17 protein-coding genes and 1 pseudogene are annotated in these 18755 nt (G+C 59.1%); 13 read left to right on the forward strand and 5 right to left on the reverse strand.

What is annotated here, in order from left to right; genetic code table 11:
- Positions 1 to 103 precede the first annotated feature (103 nt).
- Complete coding sequence (locus PVE35_RS15815) at positions 104 to 784, forward strand: response regulator transcription factor (RefSeq protein ID WP_277372363.1); 681 nt, start codon at positions 104 to 106, stop codon at positions 782 to 784.
- Positions 781 to 2115, forward strand: coding sequence for a sensor histidine kinase (locus PVE35_RS15820; protein ID WP_277372364.1), 1335 nt, complete (start codon positions 781 to 783; stop codon positions 2113 to 2115). The genes PVE35_RS15815 and PVE35_RS15820 overlap by 4 nt, the downstream gene beginning before the upstream one ends.
- 4 nt (positions 2116 to 2119) lie before the next feature.
- Here the strand turns inward: PVE35_RS15820 and PVE35_RS15825 are convergent.
- Together PVE35_RS15825 and PVE35_RS15830 are read right to left on the reverse strand one after the other, a co-directional pair.
- Positions 2120 to 2239, reverse strand: a pseudogene (locus tag PVE35_RS15825) (ATP-dependent helicase C-terminal domain-containing protein); the annotation flags it as partial.
- 132 nt (positions 2240 to 2371) lie between these two features.
- Positions 2372 to 3697 carry a HAMP domain-containing sensor histidine kinase gene (locus PVE35_RS15830; protein ID WP_240638177.1) on the reverse strand — a complete coding sequence of 442 codons (1326 nt, stop codon included), beginning with the start codon at positions 3695 to 3697 and terminating at the stop codon, positions 2372 to 2374.
- Positions 3698 to 3979: 282 nt separating this feature from the next.
- Between PVE35_RS15830 and PVE35_RS15835 the strand changes: the two genes are divergently transcribed.
- Entirely contained in the window at positions 3980 to 5818 is a 1839-nt protein-coding gene (locus PVE35_RS15835) for a TonB-dependent receptor (RefSeq protein ID WP_256595692.1), read from the forward strand.
- Positions 5819 to 5822: 4 nt separating this feature from the next.
- Here the strand turns inward: PVE35_RS15835 and PVE35_RS15840 are convergent, their stop codons facing one another.
- Positions 5823 to 6503, reverse strand: a complete 681-nt coding sequence (locus tag PVE35_RS15840; RefSeq protein WP_074915868.1) for a response regulator transcription factor — start codon at positions 6501 to 6503, stop codon at positions 5823 to 5825.
- Positions 6504 to 6652: 149 nt separating this feature from the next.
- Here PVE35_RS15840 and PVE35_RS15845 point away from each other — a divergent pair, with 149 nt between their 5' ends.
- Genes PVE35_RS15845 through PVE35_RS15860 form a run of 4 tightly spaced genes read left to right on the forward strand, consistent with a single transcriptional unit; the run spans position 6653 to position 9617 of the window.
- Complete coding sequence (locus PVE35_RS15845) at positions 6653 to 6955, forward strand: hypothetical protein (protein WP_277372365.1); 303 nt, start codon at positions 6653 to 6655, stop codon at positions 6953 to 6955.
- Positions 6952 to 8556, forward strand: coding sequence for a PepSY-associated TM helix domain-containing protein (locus PVE35_RS15850; RefSeq protein ID WP_277372366.1), 1605 nt, complete (start codon positions 6952 to 6954; stop codon positions 8554 to 8556). The genes PVE35_RS15845 and PVE35_RS15850 overlap by 4 nt, the downstream gene beginning before the upstream one ends.
- A complete protein-coding gene (locus PVE35_RS15855; RefSeq protein WP_074915873.1) occupies positions 8553 to 8876 on the forward strand; it encodes a DUF3325 domain-containing protein in 324 nt (107 codons plus the stop codon). The genes PVE35_RS15850 and PVE35_RS15855 overlap by 4 nt, the downstream gene beginning before the upstream one ends.
- A 12-nt stretch (positions 8877 to 8888) precedes the next feature.
- Positions 8889 to 9617, forward strand: coding sequence for a DUF4198 domain-containing protein (locus tag PVE35_RS15860; protein WP_074915875.1), 729 nt, complete (start codon positions 8889 to 8891; stop codon positions 9615 to 9617).
- A 126-nt stretch (positions 9618 to 9743) separates the two neighbouring features.
- On the opposite strand, the gene katG is transcribed toward PVE35_RS15860, so the two are convergent.
- Complete coding sequence (gene katG / locus PVE35_RS15865; protein WP_240638182.1) at positions 9744 to 11876, reverse strand: catalase/peroxidase HPI; 2133 nt, start codon at positions 11874 to 11876, stop codon at positions 9744 to 9746.
- Positions 11877 to 12322: 446 nt separating this feature from the next.
- Complete coding sequence (locus PVE35_RS15870) at positions 12323 to 12955, reverse strand: LysE family translocator (protein ID WP_074915879.1); 633 nt, start codon at positions 12953 to 12955, stop codon at positions 12323 to 12325.
- A 187-nt stretch (positions 12956 to 13142) separates the two neighbouring features.
- Here PVE35_RS15870 and PVE35_RS15875 point away from each other — a divergent pair, with 187 nt between their 5' ends.
- Genes PVE35_RS15875 through PVE35_RS15900 form a run of 6 tightly spaced genes read left to right on the forward strand, consistent with a single transcriptional unit; the run spans position 13143 to position 18698 of the window.
- Positions 13143 to 14006 (forward strand): MBL fold metallo-hydrolase, encoded by an 864-nt coding sequence (locus PVE35_RS15875; protein WP_277372367.1) that lies wholly within the window; start codon positions 13143 to 13145, stop codon positions 14004 to 14006.
- A gap of 10 nt (positions 14007 to 14016) precedes the next feature.
- The gene (locus PVE35_RS15880) at positions 14017 to 15759 is read left to right on the forward strand and encodes a bifunctional protein tyrosine phosphatase family protein/NAD(P)/FAD-dependent oxidoreductase (RefSeq protein ID WP_074915882.1); all 1743 of its coding nucleotides are present in this window, start codon (positions 14017 to 14019) and stop codon (positions 15757 to 15759) included.
- On the forward strand, positions 15756 to 17537 hold the full coding sequence (gene sulP / locus PVE35_RS15885; protein ID WP_273256437.1) for a sulfate permease: 1782 nt from the start codon (positions 15756 to 15758) through the stop codon (positions 17535 to 17537). Before PVE35_RS15880 ends, sulP begins: the two co-directional genes overlap by 4 nt.
- Positions 17534 to 17914, forward strand: coding sequence for a rhodanese-like domain-containing protein (locus tag PVE35_RS15890; RefSeq protein ID WP_277372368.1), 381 nt, complete (start codon positions 17534 to 17536; stop codon positions 17912 to 17914). Before sulP ends, PVE35_RS15890 begins: the two co-directional genes overlap by 4 nt.
- 13 nt (positions 17915 to 17927) lie before the next feature.
- A complete protein-coding gene (locus tag PVE35_RS15895) occupies positions 17928 to 18467 on the forward strand; it encodes a rhodanese-like domain-containing protein (protein WP_074915886.1) in 540 nt (179 codons plus the stop codon).
- A 42-nt stretch (positions 18468 to 18509) separates the two neighbouring features.
- Positions 18510 to 18698: a DUF2892 domain-containing protein gene (locus PVE35_RS15900; RefSeq protein ID WP_074915887.1), complete on the forward strand. Its 189-nt coding sequence runs from the start codon at positions 18510 to 18512 to the stop codon at positions 18696 to 18698.
- Positions 18699 to 18755: the final 57 nt, after the last annotated feature.

Consider the following 18755-nt stretch of genomic DNA (forward strand, 5'->3'; position numbering starts at 1 on the left):
TGCAATTAACAGCCGATTAACAGCCCGCCAATCAGCGCCAATAATCCTGCCTTAATCGCGATGAGCGATACTATCGACTCGCCATCTGCCGCCACTACCGCCCATGCATGTTCTGCTTACCGAAGACAACTCGCTGATCGCCAGCGGCGTGATCGCCGGCCTGCAAGCCCAGGGGCTCACCGTCGCCCATGCGGCCAGTGCGGCGGCGACCCAAAGCCTGTTGCAGCACAGCCATTTCGACCTGCTGATTCTCGACCTCGGCCTGCCCGACGAAGACGGCCTGGCCTTGCTGCAACGCCTGCGCCGCGACGGCATGGTGCTGCCGGTCCTGGTCCTGACCGCACGCGACGCCATCGCCGAGCGGGTTGCTGGTCTGCAGGCCGGCGCCGACGACTACCTGACCAAACCCTTCGATCTGCGCGAGCTAGCTGCCCGCCTGCACGCCCTGCTGCGCCGCGCCGCAGGCCGGACCACGCACCTGATCGATCACGGACCATTGCAATACGACCCGACCACCTGTGCGGTGAGTCTTTGCGGCCAGCCCATCGATCTTTCGCGCCGCGAACAGGCGCTGCTGCAGGCGTTGCTGCAGAATCCGGGGCGCATCCTCAGCAGCGAACACCTCAAGGACTCGGTCTACGGCCTCGATGACGAAGTCGAGAGTAACGCCCTCAACGTGCATATTCATCACCTGCGGCGAAAGCTCGGCAACGGCATCGTCGAAACGGTGCGCGGCCTGGGCTATCGCCTCGGCCCTGCCGGACATGAGGAGCAGCAGCCATGACCTTGCGTCTGCGCCTGACCCTGGGCCTTGGCGCCGCCTTCGTCCTGCTCTGGTCGCTGGCCGCCACCTGGATGCTCTATGACCTGCGCAACCAGCTTATGCAGTCGCTCGACGAACGCCTGGCTGCCTCCGCGCGCATGGTTGCGGGCTTGCTGGTGCAACTACCGCAGGCACGCACGGCCAATGATGGCGTGCCACATCTGAGCGCAGAACAGTTGGGCATTCCCAACGGTCTGGCCTGCCAGATCAGCTCGCTGCGCGGCGAGGTACTGGCGCGCAGCCATTCGACACCGGACGACCTGCTCGACGCGGGTCAGAAAGGCTTTCGCGACCAGATCATCGGTGATCGCCCCTGGCGCAGCTTCACCCTGATCCAGGGTGATCTGCGCATTACCACGGCCGATCGCCTGGATGAGCGCGCCACGCTGAAACGCTCGATCCTGCTAGCTGCGGCGCTGCCCGTCGTAGTCGCCCTGCTCGGTAGCCTGGCCTTGCTGTGGATCGGGCTCGGTCGCGGCCTGGCGCCACTGGAACGCATCCGCGCCGCACTCGCCGGGCGCAGCGCCAATACCAGCGAGCCGCTGCCCTTGACCGGTCTATCAGCAGAACTGGCGCCCCTGGTAGAGGCGCAGAACCAACTGTTCCAACGCATCGGCGATACCCTGGAGCGCGAACGCAGGTTGACCGACGACGCCGCACACGAACTGCGCAGCCCGCTGACGGCGGTGAAAACCCATCTGCAAGTGGCGGCAATGACCGAGGGCGACAACGCACGCACGGCCATCGCCATGGCCGAACAGGGCGCCGACCGCCTGCAACGCATCCTCGAACAGTTGCTGATGCTGGCACGGGTCGAGGGCAACCTGCCGTTCGATGAAGGCCTGCCCTGCCGACCGTTGCAGATAGCTCGTCAGGCCATCGCCGATGCCACGCAGAAAAGCGGTGCGGCTATCGAGCTGAGCTGCGCCGACGATCTGCCCGAACGCTGCCTGGCGATGCCACCGGCCCTGGCCATCGCGGCATTGCGCAATCTGCTGGAAAACGCCCGCCGCCACACCAAAGCAGGAACCTCGGTGTCTCTGCACATAGCCCTTGATGGCCCGCATGGCGTGCTGTTCAAGGTACGCGATCAGGGACCGGGCATTACCCCTGAACGCCTGCAGCGTTTCACCGAGCGCTTCTGGCGCAGCGCCGACAGCGACGGCAGCGGCCTTGGCCTTTCCATCGTCAAGGCCATCGCTGAACGTTGCGGCTGCACCCTGCAGTTCATCGCCCATGGCGATGGCCTGGAAGTACAACTGGGCGCAGCGCTACGCCGCGAAACACCCTGAGCCCTCACTTGCGCGGCTTGGCCCGCGCAGTGGGCTCGGCAATCAAGGGATCGTCCGGCCAGTAGTGCTTCGGATACCGGCCTTTCAAATCCTTCTTCACATCCAGATAGGTGTTGGCCCAGAAGAATGGTCGTTGCTTCGTTGAAATACTCCAAGTGCCAGAAGTGCTGTGCTGGCACTTCTGGCACGGGAAAATATACTCGGAGTGAGCAGCACTCGCTGCCGGCGATGAATATTCTAGCTCTACGGTCTGCTGCTAAAGCCGGTGCTGGTGCGCATCAGCAGGCTGCGTTAAAGGCAACACGATACTTAACGTGCTGGCTTGTCCATCGATGAAAGCAACGCGGCCACCGGAGTTCTCCACGATACGGCGCACGATGGCCAGGCCAAGCCCCGTCCCCTCACTGCCCTGGCGCCCCTTGCTGAAACGCTGGAACATTGCTTCCCGCTGATCTTGTGCGACCCCCTCACCCTGATCGCAAACCTCAATGACGACATTCCCGGCGGACTTCCGCCCCCGCACCCGGACTGTCCCTGCGCCATGCAGCAGGGCATTCTCCAGCACGTTGAGCATCACCTCGCGTAATTCATCGTGATTACCCCGGCAAACCAAGCCATCCTCAACGTCAACGCTCAGCTCACGATCCCTGGCCTCGAACAAGGGCAGCATGCTCGCCACCGACTCACGGATCACACGTGACACGCGACTCGTCTGCTCGCCCCTCTGCTGCGTACCCGCCATTCCCTCCTGACGCGCCAGTTCGAGCAGTTGCCCGACCAAACGACGCATCTGACGCATTTCACCCTCCAAGGCCGGCCAATCCGGGCGTTCACTCTCGCGAGCCTCCTGCATGCGCAGGTCGAGCACCGTCAGTGGCGTGCGCAGTTCGTGAGCCGCATCCGCCACGAAACGACGTTCACCAGCAAAGGCCTCAGCCAGACGATCGAGTGCTCGATTGGCCGCTTCGGCTAAGGGCCGGATTTCCACGGGCAAATTGGTGAGAGGGATGCGTCGGTTCAACTCCCCGGGCCCAATGGAAGCAGCCAGATCGGCAGCACGCCTCACCGGGCGCAACGTCCAGTTGAGTAACCAGAGGATCAACAGCACTGACAACAGACCCAGCGGCAGCATGATCAAGAGGCTCTGCCGTAGACGTTCGAGCAGCAGACGATCAATCGTCCCGCGCTCTTTCGCATCGTTGCGCGTCACCATCAACGTCGCACCATCAGGCAGGCGCACCGGAACATTGATCACACGCCCACCGATTGGGCTCCAGCGCCACCAGCGACTTCCCTGCTCCAACATGGCAGTACGCAAACGGCTTGGTCGATCCAGGTTTTCCGAGAACCACAGCACTTCTCCCTGCGCCGAATAAAGGGTGTAGCCCAATGGCTCTCCGGCATAACTGAGCGGCAGCCGGCTCATGTCTCTCTCGTCCCGTATCCCCTCTGTGACGGCATGCGCCTGAAGCTCCAGCATCGTCCTTCGCAGCTCGTCACGGGTGCCATAGAGGTGAATCGCCAGGTTGCCGAAGCCCAATGCGAACACCAGCAACAGAGCAACCAGGATGCGCAGGCGCAAGCTTCTCCGCGTCGGATTAGTTCTCTCCCCCGTCAGGTTGGCGTCAGCGATCGCTGGCATAGTCGCCGCCCATAATAATGAGATCACTTATCATTTGTATTATCCATTAAGGGGAGTTCAGCAATAATGTCTATGCGACATGCCAATCGTCTACTGGGTTTTCGTCCTACGGTTCTCGCCGCGGCCATTTCGCTGGCACCAGCAATCGGATACGCCGCTGAGGGTACAGAGGCGCTGAACCTCAAAGACGTAGTCGTCACAGCATCTGGTTACGAGCAACAGTTGATCGAGGCCCCAGCCTCGATCACGGTCATCACCAAGGAGCAACTGGAAGGTAAGTACTACCGCGACGTCACCGACGCCCTACAGGACATTCCCGGCGTATCTATCGAAGGTGGCGCAGGCGGAAAGCTGGAGAGCACGTCGATCAACATCCGTGGTCTGGGTGAGGCCTACACGCTGTTCATGGTCGACGGCAAACCACTGGGTTCCTCAGGTGAGGCCTACTACAACGGTTTCGGCAGTGCGACTCAGTTCGGCTGGCTGCCGCCGATGTCGGCCATCGAACGTATCGAGGTGATTCGCGGCCCGATGTCTTCTTTGTACGGCTCCAGCGCCCTGGCTGGCGTGATCAATATCATTACCAAGAAGACCACAGCCGCGAGTTGGTCCGGCCAGATCAGCTATGACCACCTGCTACATGAAGATGACGCCGCCGGCACGGCGGGACAGACTCGCTATTACCTGAGCGGTCCGCTGGTCCAGGAGCATCTGGCCCTGAGCCTCTATGGCTCGCGCTACAAGCGCGACGAGGACGACATTGTCGGTGGTTACCCCGAGAAGACCAGCGAGAACAATACCGCCAAACTCGATTTCGTCCTGAACGACATGCACAGCTTCCAGCTGGAAGCCGGTCGTGCCAAGAGCGACAACCTCAAGACCGAGATCAGTGGTGCCCCTGGTGAGATGAACAATGACCGGACCCACTACGGCATCACCCATGATCTGAACTGGGGCAACGGCTTCCGCACCACCACGTTCGCGACCCAGGCTCGCGAACAGATCGAGAACGGCAGCTCGGAATCCGAGTACAGCGACGACCTGATCAACAGCAAGACCTTCATCCCGCTAGAACGCCACACCATCACCCTGGGCGGTGAGTACAAATGGGAAACCATCGATCATGACCAGGGCCGCTTTTACGGTGCCGATATGACACTGGAGCGTTGGCAGCGCGCCCTGTTCGTTGAAGATGAGTACGCACTGACCGACGCATTCTCGGTAACAGCTGGTCTGCGTTTCGATGAGAACGAACACTACGGCGAAGAAATCATTCCTCGCCTCTATGGCGTGTACCGCCTGAGTGACGAGTGGGTGCTCAAGGGCGGAGTCAGCGGTGGCTACAAGGCGCCTTCATTGAAGCAGGCCGACTCCAGCATTGTCGAGAATGCCGGCCGTGGCCGCTCTTATGACATGGGCAACTCGGATCTCAAGCCGGAAAGCAGTATCAACTACGAGATGGCTTTGATGTGGGATGCGGACAACGGTATCCAGTCCGGCGTCACCGTGTTCTTCACCGAGTTCGAGGACAAGATCGGTAAAAAATTGTGGTGCACCAGCCCGGCCAACAACCCGAGCTGCACCGTCAACGGCATCGCGCCGCGGCAGACCATCAACCAGTACGTGAACCAGGATCAGGCCGAATTGCGCGGCATAGAAGCATTCTTCAACGTGCCATTGAGCGCCTCAGTGGACCTGCGCACCAACTACACCTTCTCCGACAGCGAGATCACGGAGTCCGAAGCCTCGCCAGAGGACGTCGGCAAACCCTTCAACAACCTGCCCAAGCACATGTTCAACGTTGGCCTGGACTGGCGTGCCACCGATGCCCTGAACTTCTGGACAAAGGCCCGCTACAAGAGCGAGACCGTTTCGGACGAAGACCTGGAGCGACGCCCAGCCTATACCCTGGTCGATCTCGGCGGGCTGTACCGGGTCAGCAAGCACATGAACGTCTATGCCGGTCTGTACAACGTCTTCGACAAGGAAATTTCCAGCGAGGAATACGGCAAGACCCTGGACGGACGTCGTTTGAATCTGGGCGTCGCGCTGAGCTTCTGAGCAGTCACCCTGCGTTAAGAGTCAGGCGATAGCCCAGCCCACGCAGGGTCTCGATGCCGCTGTCGGCACCGGCATCCGCCAGCTTGCGCCGCAAGCGTGAAACCAACGCCTCGATGGCATTGGGTGTGACGGCCTCGCTGAGCGCATACAGGCGCTCCTCGAGGTGGTCCTTGATCACCACGCGCGGCACATTACGCAATAACTCCTCAAGCAGGGCCAGTTCACGTTTGGACAACAGCAAAGGGCATGTCCCCACGCAGACGTCTCGACTGTCCTGGCACAGGCTGAGATTTCCCAGTTGCAGGCGGCGCTCGCGGCGCGATCCAGGGCGTCGAAGAACAGCGCGCAAGCGCGCCTGTAACTCAGCCATCTCGAACGGCTTGAGCAGGAAGTCATCGGCTCCCGCATCAAGCCCGGCAACGCGCCTTTCAAGCGCATCGTTGGCCGTGAGGATGATGCAGGGCAGATCGTTGTTGCGGGTCGCAGAACGTGCAGCCAGGAGCGACAGGCCATCCATGTCGGGCAGGCCGAGGTCAAGAATCATCGCGTCATAGCGGCTCAGCTCCAGCATCGCCTGAGCCTGCCGCCCGCGCTCTGCGATATCGACCACAAAGCCGGTGCGCTGCAGGTGGCGCTGTAACAGTTCACCCAACGCCGGATGGTCTTCAACGACAAGCAATTTCATGACATGCACCGTGCGCTTGTCAGCCTTCGGTCAGCAAAGGCTGGGATAGTGAGAGCATCTTAGGACTAAATCATTATGATTAGCATTATCATAAATATACAAACGTATTTCGCTTCCCAAGGCCTCACAATCAGTCGGTGGGGCTGCTAATGGCACGTACTCATTCGTCTGAGAACGCCTTCCGCTATCGTCTGACGATTGCAGCCCGAACACTGCTCGCAGTCCTGGGGGGCTACGGCTTTGCCGCTCTGTGCTGCGCCAGTCTGGCCCTGGCACTGCCCCTGCCAAAACCGCAGGCGGTGCTCGCCGCCACGCAGTTGTCCTTCGCGCTGTACTGCGCCTTGGCGATATGGGCCTTCAGCGCCAAAAGTGTGCGACGTGCCTGGTGCGTGGCGACGCTGCTGTGTGCCATCCCTGCCGCACATCTGCTGATGCGGAGCGCCAACCTATGAAGCCATTGGCCTTCCGCCAGGCGAATGCCTGGCTGCACACCTGGACCGGCCTGCTGCTTGGCTGGCTGCTCTACGCCATATTCCTCACCGGAACGCTGAGCTTCTTTCAGGAAGAGATCAGTTACTGGATGAAGCCTGAGCTGCACACCGCTGGCCCAAGGGACGACAGCGCCAGACTTGCATTGGCGCAGTTGGAGAAGCACGCGCCTGATGCCGCGCAATGGAACGTAAGCCTGCCCGGACCACGCAATGCGGCATTGCAGATCCAGTGGTTCGAGCCGGGCGAACGCATCGGCAAGGGCGGCGGGCAGCGCCTGACGCTGGATACGAGCAGCGGCGAACCTGTGCAGGTGCGCGAAACACGCGGTGGTAGCTTCCTCTACCGCTTTCACTTCGAGCTCTACGCCATGCCTCGCGAGGTGGCGCGCTGGATAGTCGGTATCGCGACCATGCTGATGCTGGTCGCCATCGTCAGCGGCGTGATCACCCACAAAAAGATCTTCAAGGACTTCTTCACCTTCCGACCAGCCAAGGGACAACGCTCCTGGCTAGATGCTCACAACGTAACCGCGGTACTCGCCCTGCCCTTTCATTTCATGATCACCTACAGCGGCTTGCTGCTGCTGATGTTCATGCTCATGCCCTGGGGCGTCGAAAGCGCGTACCAGGGTGATCGTCAGGCGTTCTTCAGCGAAGCCGGTGGTCGCGGAGGCGGTGGTCGGGGAGCCCCAACCGATGCGCCGCGACAACCAGTCAAACCGGCGCAGATGACCGATCTCGCTCCCCTTCTTGCCCATGCTCAACAGCGCTGGCCGCAGGGTATCGCCAGCCTCTCGATCTCCGCCCCCAATACCGAGCGAGCCGTGGTCGAACTGCGACAGCGCGGTGGCGACAGCCTGCTCGAACGCGGCAATGGCGAGCGTTTGCGCTTCAACGGCGTGACCGGTGCGGCCATGAACGCCCCCAAGGCGACGCCAACGCCAGCAGCCAGCGCTGTCTACAACGTATTTACCAGCTTGCACCTGATCCGTTTCGCGGGGCCACCGTTGCGCTGGATGTTCTTTCTCAGCGGCCTGCTGGGTACGGCCATGATCGCCACCGGGCTGGTGCTGTGGGTGGTCAAACGCCTGCCTGAGCGCAAGAAGCTGAGCGGTACCCCGTTCGGTCATCGCCTGGTCGAAATGCTCAACGTAGGCTGCATTGCCGGCCTGCCAGTGGCTATCGCCGCCTACTTCTGGGCCAACCGCCTTTTGCCAGCAGGGCTGGAGCAACGGGCCGACTGGGAGATTCGGTGCTTCTTCATCGCATGGGCCCTTTGCCTGCTGCATCCCCTGCTGCGCTCGCACAAGCGTGCCTGGCTCGAGCAGACCAGCTTTGCCGCATTGCTGTTCGGTGGCCTGCCCTTCTTTGCTCTGCTCCAACCAAGCAGCAGCCTGATAACGACAGTGAGCCAGGGCCACTGGTTACTTGCCGGTATGGATCTGGCCCTGCTGGCCAGTGCTGCCCTGCTAGCCCTGGCGACCTGGCATATCGCCCGTCACCAAGCCATGCCGAGCAAACTGCGCCTGACGCGCAAAGTAACTCAGGAGGCCGCAGCATGATCGTGCTTTGCCTTGCCTTGTGCTTCAGCGGTTTCGGCTCGCTGTGTCTTGGAGTCGATCGTCATCATGAGCAGGTATACGGACATAAACCTGCTCCCCTCAGGCGCCAACTGCTGCGCCTGCTTGGCTGGCTGCTTTTGGCTAGTGCTGCTGTACCCGCGATCTTCGCGCTCGGCACCTCGATAGGACTGGCGCTGTGGGCATCGGTGCTGAGCCTTGCTGCCTTTGCCCAGATAACGCTGCTCAGTTATCGACCCAACCTGGTCCCGGCGCTGAGCATTGGTGCCCCGCCGCTCGCCCTTTTCCTACACCTCATCTGATGGAGTTTCCCAATGCGTATCTTTTTACTCGCCAGCCTTTTGCTGGCCCCCCTCGCTGCCCAAGCACACACCTTTCTGGTCAAGCCCGAGCAAACGGACGATCAGCTATCGATAGCGGTGCTGATGACGGAGAAACTCTTCCAGGGCGAACGCCTACTCAGTAGCGGCGATGTCAGCCTGCGCTTACTTAGCGCAGAAGGACAACAAGACATCACCTTACACGCCGACGAAACAGCCAAAGCCCTCATCGGCGAGATCCCGGCGCCGGCCAGCAGTGCCATCGCCGTCGCACGTAGCGCCCCGCGCTATCGCGCCATTGAGAAAGGTCAACAGACCAAAGACCCGGCCAAGACGCTGCGTATAGAAGCCTTCGCCAAGGCGCTGATCAACCCGCAAGGTTCGGGAGAGGCCTACACCATGCGCGCGGGTGATCGACTGGAACTGGCCCCGCTGGATAACCCTGCACACCTGAGCTCAGGCGATACCCTGCGCGTGATAGTGCTGTTCGATGGCCAGCCATTGGCCAATGCCCGAGTGGCTGCCATGGCACCACAGCAGGATCGCCTGGTGGCGCATACCGACGCCAATGGTGTCGCCAACCTGCAATTGCCTGCAGCTGGGTCGTGGGTCATTCGCAGTAGGCATCATATCGATGAAGTAGATGCGCGTAGCATACGTTACGAGGCCAATACCAGTATGCTTATTAAAATAAACCCAGAAGACACACTAGTTTCACAATGACCATCTTATCCAACCACTTCGCCTATTTACTGCCAGTTAAATAGGCCACACACTTTGCGGTCAAAAAAATAGGCAGCCATATGAATGGCTGCCTGCCTGAATTGCTTTCTGAATAAGACTATGGAATCAATTCAAGTCAAAGCGATCAGCATTCATAACTTTCGCCCATGCAGCAACGAAATCACTGATAAACTTTTCGTGGTTATCATCCTGAGCATAGACCTCAGCATAGGCACGCAGAATCGAATTGGAACCGAACACCAAGTCTGCACGCGTTGCTGTCCATTTCAACGCACCTGTTTTGCGATCACGGATCTCGTACAAATTGCGACCTGCCGGTTTCCACACGTTTGCCATATCGGTCAGGTTGACGAAAAAGTCATTGGTCAGCTGGCCTTCGCGGTCAGTAAATACTCCATGCTTGGTTCCACCATGGTTAGTACCCAGCATACGCATGCCACCAACTAGCACGGTCATTTCAGGCGCAGTCAGACCTAGTAGTTGGGTACGATCAAGCATCAACTCTTCCGCACTCACCGTATAGTCTTTCTTCATCCAGTTGCGATATCCATCGGCAACCGGCTCCAGCACCTCAAAGGATTCGACATCAGTCATCGCCTGGCTGGCATCACCACGGCCCGGCGTGAACGGTACGCTAATCGCAAAACCAGCCGCCTTGGCAGCATGCTCAATCCCCACATTACCCGCCAGCACTATTACATCAGCAACGCTAGCCCCCGTTTGTGCAGCGATGCCCTCCAGCACGGTAAGCACCTTAGCGAGACGCTCAGGCTCGTTGCCTTCCCAATCCTTTTGCGGAGTCAGGCGAATGCGTGCACCGTTTGCACCGCCACGCTTATCAGAGCCCCGGAAGGTTCGCGCGCTGTCCCAGGCGGTGCTGACCATTTCACTGATACTCAAACCACTGGCTGCAATCTTTGATTTTACTAGAGCAACGTCATAATCACGCCGACCAGCAGGAACTGGATCTTGCCAGATCAGATCTTCTTGTGGCGCCTCCGGTCCGATATACCGACTTTTCGGGCCCATATCTCGGTGAGTCAACTTAAACCAGGCACGAGCAAAAACATCCGAAAAGTACGCAGGATCCTTGTAGAACCGCTCGGAAATCTTGCGGTATTCAGGATCCATTTTCATGGCCATATCGGCATCAGTCATGATTGGGTTGTAGCGGATCGTTGGATCCTCCACGTCTACCGGCTTATCTTCTTCTTTGATATTAATGGGCTCCCATTGCCATGCTCCAGCGGGGCTCTTCTTTAGCTCCCAGTCATAGTTGAGCAGCAGATAGAAATAACCGTTATCCCACTGAGTAGGATGGGTGGTCCAAGCACCTTCAATACCGCTGGTCACCGTATCGCGGCCAATGCCCCGGGTAACATGGTTGTTCCAACCAAGGCCTTGCTCTTCAACATCTGCGGCTTCCGGTTCAGGACCAAGATTCTTGGCATTACCGTTACCATGGCATTTACCTACAGTGTGCCCACCTGCAGTAAGCGCAACGGTTTCTTCATCGTTCATTGCCATGCGAGCAAAGGTAACACGGACATCATGGGCGGTCTTAAGTGGATCAGGTTTGCCATCAACACCCTCAGGGTTGACATAGATAAGTCCCATCATGACTGCAGCCAATGGATTATCTAGGTCACGCTCGCCAGAGTAGCGGCTACCTTCACTACCAGTGGGGGCAAGCCATTCCTTTTCTGAGCCCCAGTAAGTGTCCTGCTCGGGATGCCAAATATCCTCACGACCAAAAGCAAAACCGAAGGTCTTCAGGCCCATGGACTCATAAGCCACGTTGCCAGCCAGCACGATCAAATCAGCCCAACTGATCTTGTTGCCGTACTTTTTCTTGATAGGCCAAAGTAGCCGACGCGCCTTGTCCAGATTGGCATTGTCCGGCCAAGAGTTCAGTGGAGCAAAACGCTGGTTACCGGTGCCGGCACCACCGCGCCCATCCGCAATCCGATAAGAACCTGCCGCATGCCAAGCCATTCGAATCATCAAACCGCCATAGTGCCCCCAATCAGCCGGCCACCAGTCCTGGCTGTCCGTCATCAGTGCGGTGAGATCACGCTTTAGAGCCGCCACGTCTAGTGTTTTGACGGCTTCTCGATAATCGAAGCCTTGCCCCAGCGGATTGGTCTTAGTGTCATGTTGGTGCAGGATTTCTAAATTCAGGGCGTTCGGCCACCACTCCATGTTCGACTTACCAACAGATGTATTGCCTCCGTGCATCACAGGACATTGACCTGCAGATTTCTGACTTTTCGGATCCATCTCATACTCCCAGGCTTTGTGTAAACCAGCACGCAACGTACGCCGCAAGCTGATCGGGTTCACAGTTGGCGCTTGGCCAACTGTTCATGATCGCCACTAACCATAGCTGAAAACGAGCGCATAGGTACTCCCCAGGGTATTCATACTTTCTATAAGCGCTGTAGGTTTTTTTATTACTTCGCCTACTGGCGGCGTCATTTGAGGAAATACTGCAGGCGAGAAAGCATGGCTTCTGGAATGCTGTGCCAGAGTAGGGATCATCGCGAGGGAAGGCCGATTGTGGCGGTTTTACGCTCTTTTGCAGCGGTGCTGCCTCGCGAATAGTCGCTCAAATCAACAAAAATGAGCGGAATAATTAAAACTCCGGGTTTCCGCAGTAGGTGTGTCTGCTCTCGCACAGCCCCCTAGGCCCGTCCCGCCAGAGCCATTCGTACACCGAAGCCAATCAGAATGGACGCAAACAGCCAGCGCTGGAGGGTTTGGGCCAGTGGTCGCTGTGCCAGCCAGCGGCTGAGCGCGGCGCCTGCAGAGGCGTATAGCAAATCGAAGCACAGCCCCGTGAATACCAGCACGATACCGAGAAGGGCAAATTGCCCGGCGACTGCGCTCTCCTCCGGGCGAATGAACTGCGGTAATAGAACCGAGCAGAACAGTAGTGCCTTGGGGTTGCTTATGTTGGTGATCAATCCCTTACACAATGAAGCGCGCCAGAGTTGCACATCACTGCGGCTGTTTCCTACAGGGCATGCTGCTATCAGTGACGGCGCCCGAAAGATCCTGATAGCCAGCCAGACCAGATAGGCGGCGCCCATAAGGCGCAGCACCTCGAAGATCTCGGGCGAAGACTTGAGCAACGCCCCCAGCCCCAACGCAGCTATCAGCACATGCGCGCCTCTGGCCAATCCCAGGCCAGCGGCAACAGCCATGGCATGAGCACGCCCTTGGGTAGCCGCAGTCTGCAACATCAGCACCATATCTGGGCCCGGTACCAGATAGACAACCACCAGCGCCCCGACAAACATCCATAAATCAGCCATCACGCCTCCCGCGACTTTCGCCTAGCAGCCAGATAAGTCATTACATATCAATCAGTTACAGATATTTATTGCGAGTCGCAAGATCATCACTTCTTTATATTCTTTTTTATTCTAAGCATAGAACCAAATAACAGTTACGCTCTAGCTTAAATGAATACCCCCACGGGTATAGCTCCGGAGTGTAATCATGCAGCCTCATGTAGAAGCTTTTTTCGACCCAGCAACTTACACCTACAGCTACGTCGTGACCGACCTGGCGAGCAAGCACTGCGCCATCATCGACTCGGTACTCGACTACGATCCCGCCGCGGGGCGTACTTCCTACAAGAGCGCGGATCGCCTGATTGCCTATGTGCGCGAGCAGCAACTGCAGGTGGACTGGCTGTTGGAAACCCATGTACACGCTGACCACCTCTCCGCTGCTCCCTACCTGAAACGCGAACTGGGCGGGACGCTGGCCATCGGCGAAAACATCACCATAGTTCAAGACACCTTTGGCAAGCTGTTCAACGCCGACGCCGAATTTGCTACCGACGGCCGTCAGTTCGATCACCTGTTCAAGGATGGAGATACCTTCAATCTGGGCAGTATTGAGGCCCGCGTCATCCATACCCCGGGCCATACCCCGGCGTGCATGACCTACTTGATCGGTGATGCCGGCTTTGTCGGCGATACCCTGTTCATGCCCGACTACGGCACCGCACGTTGCGATTTCCCCGGGGGTGATGCGCGCACGTTGTTTCAGTCGATTCGCAAGCTGCTTACCCTGCCCGACACAACGCGCCTGTTTATGTGCCACGACTACAAGGCACCGGGGCGTGATGACTTCCGCTACCAAACCAGCGTTGCTGAACAACGCGAGCTGAACGTGCATGTGCATGAAGGCATCAGCGAGGCTGACTTTGTTGCCATGCGCAGCGCCCGTGATGCCACCCTGGGCATGCCGACCCTGATTCTTCCGTCAGTGCAAGTGAACATGCGCGCCGGCCAATTGCCTCCCGCCGAGGACAACGGGACCCGTTACCTGAAAATCCCCCTCGACGTGCTCTGAGGAACTGCCCATGGATACCCTAAAGCACCTGAGCCCATTTATCGCCGTAGCCGCGCAATTGCAGCCAGCGGACATGGGCACCCTGGCCGCTGCCGGCTTTCGATGCGTAATCAACAACCGTCCTGACGCTGAAGGGGAAAACCAGCCCAGCTCCGCCGAGATGCAAGCGGCAGCCTTGGCCAGTGGGCTGCAGTACCATTACTTGCCGGTGCTTTCCGGGCAGATCAGCGATGAAAACATCGCCGCGTTTACCGCGCTGCTCAACCAGGTTCGTGGCCCGGTTCTGGCCTTCTGTCGCACCGGCACCCGTTCCACAAGCCTGTGGGCGTTGAGCGAGGCACATCATCTTGACCCGCTGGTACTACTCAATACTGCGCGGGGCAATGGCTACGACCTCAGCGGCTTGGCCCCACGCCTTGAACAGCGTTGGCAGCAAGCGCCCGTCAGCCAGCCGCAGAGCAGCGCATCAGCCACCCAACGCTACGATGTCGTAGTGGTGGGCGGCGGTGCGGCAGGTTGTGCGGTCACCGCCAGCTTGTTGCGCCGATCGCCAGAGCTGCGCATTGCCGTGGTTGAACCCCGCGACCAGCATTACTACCAGCCTGGTTGGACGTTGGTGGGGGCTGGTATTTTTGAACGCGCCCGCACAGAACGCGCAATGGCTCGTTGCATCCCCAATGGAGCGCAATGGATTCGAGCAGCTGTGGCTGGCTTTGAGCCCGAGAAGCAATGCATCGTGCTTGAAGATGGCAACCGCATTGGGTACCGCGCCCTGGTGGTATGCCCAGGCTTGAGCCTGGACTGGGATGCGGTCGAGGGCCTCAAGGCGACCCTAGGCAAGAACGGCGTCACCTCCAACTACCAGTTCGAACTTGCCCCCTATACTTGGCAACTGGTGCAGAACCTGCGCCGCGGTCTCGCCCTGTTCACCCAACCACCGATGCCGATTAAGTGCGCCGGTGCACCGCAAAAAGCGCTGTACCTGTCCTGCGACTGGTGGCGCAAAGAAGGCGTGCTGAAGGATATCGAGGTGGAGTTCTCCTCGGCCGGCGCCGTGCTATTCGGCGTACCGACCTTCGTGCCGCCGCTCATGAAATATGTCGAGCGCTACAACGCCCGTCTCAATTTCAACACCACCCTTACGGCAGTGGATGGCCCTGCACAAAAAGCCTGGTTCAAACAAGTCAATGCGGCCGGCAACAGCCAGATCATCGAAAAAGACTTCGACTTTCTGCATGCCGTGCCATCTCAGCATGCACCGGACTTTATACGCCAAAGCCCTCTGGCCAATGTCGACGGCTGGGTTGAGGCCGACCATGAAACCCTGCGCCACCCGCGCTACGGCAACATCTTCAGCCTGGGCGATGTGTGCGCCGCACCCAATGCGAAAACGGCAGCGGCAGTTCGCAAACAGGCCCCGGTGGTGGCCGAGAACGTGATCGCCGTGCTGACCGGCAAAGGGCCACGTGCCCTCTATGATGGGTATGGCTCCTGCCCGCTCACTGTTGAGCGCGGCAAGGTGGTACTGGCCGAATTCGGCTACGGCGGCACGCTTTTGCCCACCTTCCCACTTGATCCCGCTGTGCCGCGTCGCCTGGCCTGGGAGCTGAAGGTGAAGATGATGCCGAGTATCTACTTCGACATGATGTTGCGTGGCCGCGAGTGGCTGGCAGAACCCAAGCACCTACCCCATGAACCCATGCCGGTGGAAGCCACAGCGGCCTGCAACTTCGAGAAGGACGCCGGCCAATGAAACTAAGCCGCTGGCTGCCATGCCTCGACTGGAGCCAAAGTTACGACCGCAGCAGCGCCGCCCAGGACGGTCTGGCGGCACTGATCGTGACACTGATGCTGATTCCCCAGAGCCTAGCCTACGCCATGCTTGCCGGGCTGCCGCCGGTAACGGGCCTGTATGCCAGCATAGTGCCACTGCTGGCCTATGCCCTGTTCGGCTCCAGCCGCACCCTGGCGGTCGGACCCGTGGCCGTAGTCTCGCTGATGACCGCAGCATCACTGGCCCCGCTATTTCCTGCTGGCAGTGCCGAGTATATCGGCGCGGCCATGTTGCTGGCCCTGATGTCCGGCTTGCTGCTCGCACTGATGGCGGTATTGCGCCTAGGCTTTCTCGCCAACTTCCTCAGCCATCCGGTGGTTTCCGGCTTTATCAGTGCCTCGGGCATTCTGATTGCCGTAGGCCAGCTCAAGCATCTACTGGGGGTATCGGCCTCCGGGGAAAGCCTGCCGCAAATCCTGCCGCAGCTCTGGCAGAACCTGCCGAAAAGCCATTGGCCCACCCTGCTGATCGGCCTGCTCAGCCTGGCCTGGCTGTGGTGGTCAAGGGCCCGGCTGAAGGCGCTGCTGCAGCGCCTAGGGCTATCGGCACAGAGCGCTGGCAACCTGGCCAAGGCCGGGCCGGTGCTGGCAATAGTGGCGGCCATAGTCGCCGTCACCTTACTGCAGCTGGACCAGCTTGGAGTCAGGGTGGTCGGCGCCATTCCCCAGGGCCTGCCCGGCCTGACCCTGCCCACACTCGACCTGAACCTGGCCTTGCAACTGCTGCCGGCAGCGGTACTGATAAGCCTCGTGGGCTTTGTCGAATCGGTCTCGGTTGGCCAGACTCTGGCCGCCAAACGCCGCCAGCGCATCGAGCCGGACAATGAGCTGCTCGGCCTCGGCGCAGCCAACCTCGGCGCTGCCTTCAGCGGCGGCTTCCCGGTTACTGGCGGCTTTGCCCGTTCAGTGGTCAACCATGATGCCGGCGCACAGACGCCCATGGCCGGGGTCTTCACCGCCGCCGGCATAGCCCTGAGCGTAATGCTCCTGACCCCGCTGCTGCACAACCTGCCCCAGGCCGTACTGGCCGCCACTATCATCGTCGCGGTGCTTAGCCTGGTCGACCTGAGCTCGCTGCGCCGCACCTGGCGCTACTCGCGCCAGGACGGCACTGCGCAACTGGCCACCCTGCTCGGCGTGCTGCTAATTGGCGTGGAAGCCGGCATCCTGATAGGTGTGGCGCTCTCGCTGCTGCTATTTCTCTGGCGCACCAGCCAGCCCCATATGGCAGTGGTCGGCCAGGTACCGGGTAGTGAGCATTTTCGCAATGTCGAACGCTTCGCCGTGATCGAGTCTCCCAGCGTGCTGTCGCTGCGGGTCGACGAGAGCCTGTACTTCCCCAACGCCCGCTACCTGGAAGACCGCATTGGCGAACTGATCGCAAGCCGGCCCCAGGTTCGCCATCTGGTGCTGATGTGTTCCGGGGTCAACCTGATCGACGCTAGTGCCTTGGAGTCGCTGGAAGCCATAGTCGATCGCTTGCATACGGCCGGTGTGCAGTTGCACCTGTCCGAGGTCAAGGGCCCGGTGATGGATCAATTGCGCCGCTCCAGTTTTCTCGAGCAGTTTGGCGGCCAGGTATTTATCAGCCAGTTCCAGGCCCTAAAAGCCCTAGCCCCACAGATCGCTTTTGAGACACTTGGGCAAGGCTCACACAGAGCAGATTCAACCGTTCAGTTCACAAGGAAAACCCCATGAAAAGTGCGCATGACTTGGTCACCGAAGCCAAGGCCCGCATCCACGAAATCAACACTGATGCCGCTGACGCCGCAATCCACGAAGCAGACGTTCTGCTAGACGTACGAGAGGCTGACGAGTTCCACGCAGGGCACATACCTGGCGCGATAAACATTCCGCGCGGCTTACTGGAATTCAAACTGAGCAACGATCCGAAGCTATCAGCTCGTGACATGAAGATTGTGCTGTACTGCAAAACGAGTGGCCGGGCAGCCTTGGCTGCTTGTTCCTTGCACGATATGGGCTACCTACAGGTGCAATCAATCGAGGGTGGTTTTGATGCTTGGTTCGCTGCCGGCAAGGACTTGACTACACCTAGCCTGCCGACCTTTGACTGAGAGGAAGAAATAAATGAAACGATTGTTGCTATCTACTGCATTGAGCTTGCTCGCTCTTACTGCGCAGGCCGCTGATATTGGCGTCACCGCCCATGAGGTACATGCTCGAGTCCAGCAGGCTGACGCCAAAGTTCTGTTCGTCGACGTCCGCGACCCAGTTGAGATCATGTTCGTCGGCTTCACCGACGCCGTGCATATCAATGTTCCCTACCTTCTGGTTGACCGCAGCGCCTGGGACGAACAGCGTGGCACTTACAAAATCGCGCAAAACCCAAACTTCATTACCGAAATCCGTGCCGAGTTGAAAAAACGAGGCCTCGATGAGAATGCCGAGATCATCACCATGTGTCGCTCCGGCAGCGAACGGGGCGAACCAAGTGCGGCTTTTCTCCGTGAGAACGGTTTTCCCAATGCTCGTTATGTAATCAATGGATTTCAGGGCTCGGCAATTAAGGAAGGCGCACATGCAGGCTTTCGTTTGCAGAACGGCTGGCAAAACTCCGGCCTGCCGTGGAGTCCGAAGATGAACCCGGAAAAGATGTACCGCCCATAACGTCGGCACCAAAATAACCATCACACACAGAGGGAATACATCATGAAATCAAACGTTGGCGGCATCGACAAGATTGCTCGAATCGTGGTTGGTATCGCGCTGATCGTATGGACATTCTTTGGCGGCCCAGTATGGGCTTGGATCGGTGTCCTGCCATTGGCCACCGGCCTACTCGGGTGGTGCCCGGCTTACACTCTACTTGGCATCAAGACCTGCCCGATCAAGAAATAGACCTACTGCCGGGCCGTCTTCTCAGGTCGTCCGGCCTATCAAAGTGATAGTAAGTCT

The sequence above is a fragment of the Pseudomonas sp. AA-38 genome (assembly GCF_029457475.1).
Lineage (GTDB): Bacteria > Pseudomonadota > Gammaproteobacteria > Pseudomonadales > Pseudomonadaceae > Aquipseudomonas.

Excerpts from the sequence above, each read along its gene's own strand:
- PVE35_RS15900 (WP_074915887.1), top strand. The coding sequence starts at position 18,510 with ATGAAATCAAACGTTGGCGGCATCGACAAGATTGCTCGAATCGTGGTT.
- PVE35_RS15880 (WP_074915882.1), top strand. The coding sequence starts at position 14,017 with ATGGATACCCTAAAGCACCTGAGCCCATTTATCGCCGTAGCCGCGCAA.
- PVE35_RS15860 (WP_074915875.1), top strand. The coding sequence starts at position 8,889 with ATGCGTATCTTTTTACTCGCCAGCCTTTTGCTGGCCCCCCTCGCTGCC.
- PVE35_RS15815 (WP_277372363.1), top strand. The coding sequence starts at position 104 with ATGCATGTTCTGCTTACCGAAGACAACTCGCTGATCGCCAGCGGCGTG.
- PVE35_RS15845 (WP_277372365.1), top strand. The coding sequence starts at position 6,653 with ATGGCACGTACTCATTCGTCTGAGAACGCCTTCCGCTATCGTCTGACG.
- PVE35_RS15840 (WP_074915868.1), bottom strand. The coding sequence starts at position 6,503 with ATGAAATTGCTTGTCGTTGAAGACCATCCGGCGTTGGGTGAACTGTTA.
- PVE35_RS15820 (WP_277372364.1), top strand. The coding sequence starts at position 781 with ATGACCTTGCGTCTGCGCCTGACCCTGGGCCTTGGCGCCGCCTTCGTC.
- PVE35_RS15855 (WP_074915873.1), top strand. The coding sequence starts at position 8,553 with ATGATCGTGCTTTGCCTTGCCTTGTGCTTCAGCGGTTTCGGCTCGCTG.
- PVE35_RS15850 (WP_277372366.1), top strand. The coding sequence starts at position 6,952 with ATGAAGCCATTGGCCTTCCGCCAGGCGAATGCCTGGCTGCACACCTGG.
- PVE35_RS15870 (WP_074915879.1), bottom strand. The coding sequence starts at position 12,955 with ATGGCTGATTTATGGATGTTTGTCGGGGCGCTGGTGGTTGTCTATCTG.
- PVE35_RS15875 (WP_277372367.1), top strand. The coding sequence starts at position 13,143 with ATGCAGCCTCATGTAGAAGCTTTTTTCGACCCAGCAACTTACACCTAC.
- PVE35_RS15890 (WP_277372368.1), top strand. The coding sequence starts at position 17,534 with ATGAAAAGTGCGCATGACTTGGTCACCGAAGCCAAGGCCCGCATCCAC.
- sulP (WP_273256437.1), top strand. The coding sequence starts at position 15,756 with ATGAAACTAAGCCGCTGGCTGCCATGCCTCGACTGGAGCCAAAGTTAC.
- katG (WP_240638182.1), bottom strand. The coding sequence starts at position 11,876 with ATGCACGGAGGCAATACATCTGTTGGTAAGTCGAACATGGAGTGGTGG.
- PVE35_RS15895 (WP_074915886.1), top strand. The coding sequence starts at position 17,928 with ATGAAACGATTGTTGCTATCTACTGCATTGAGCTTGCTCGCTCTTACT.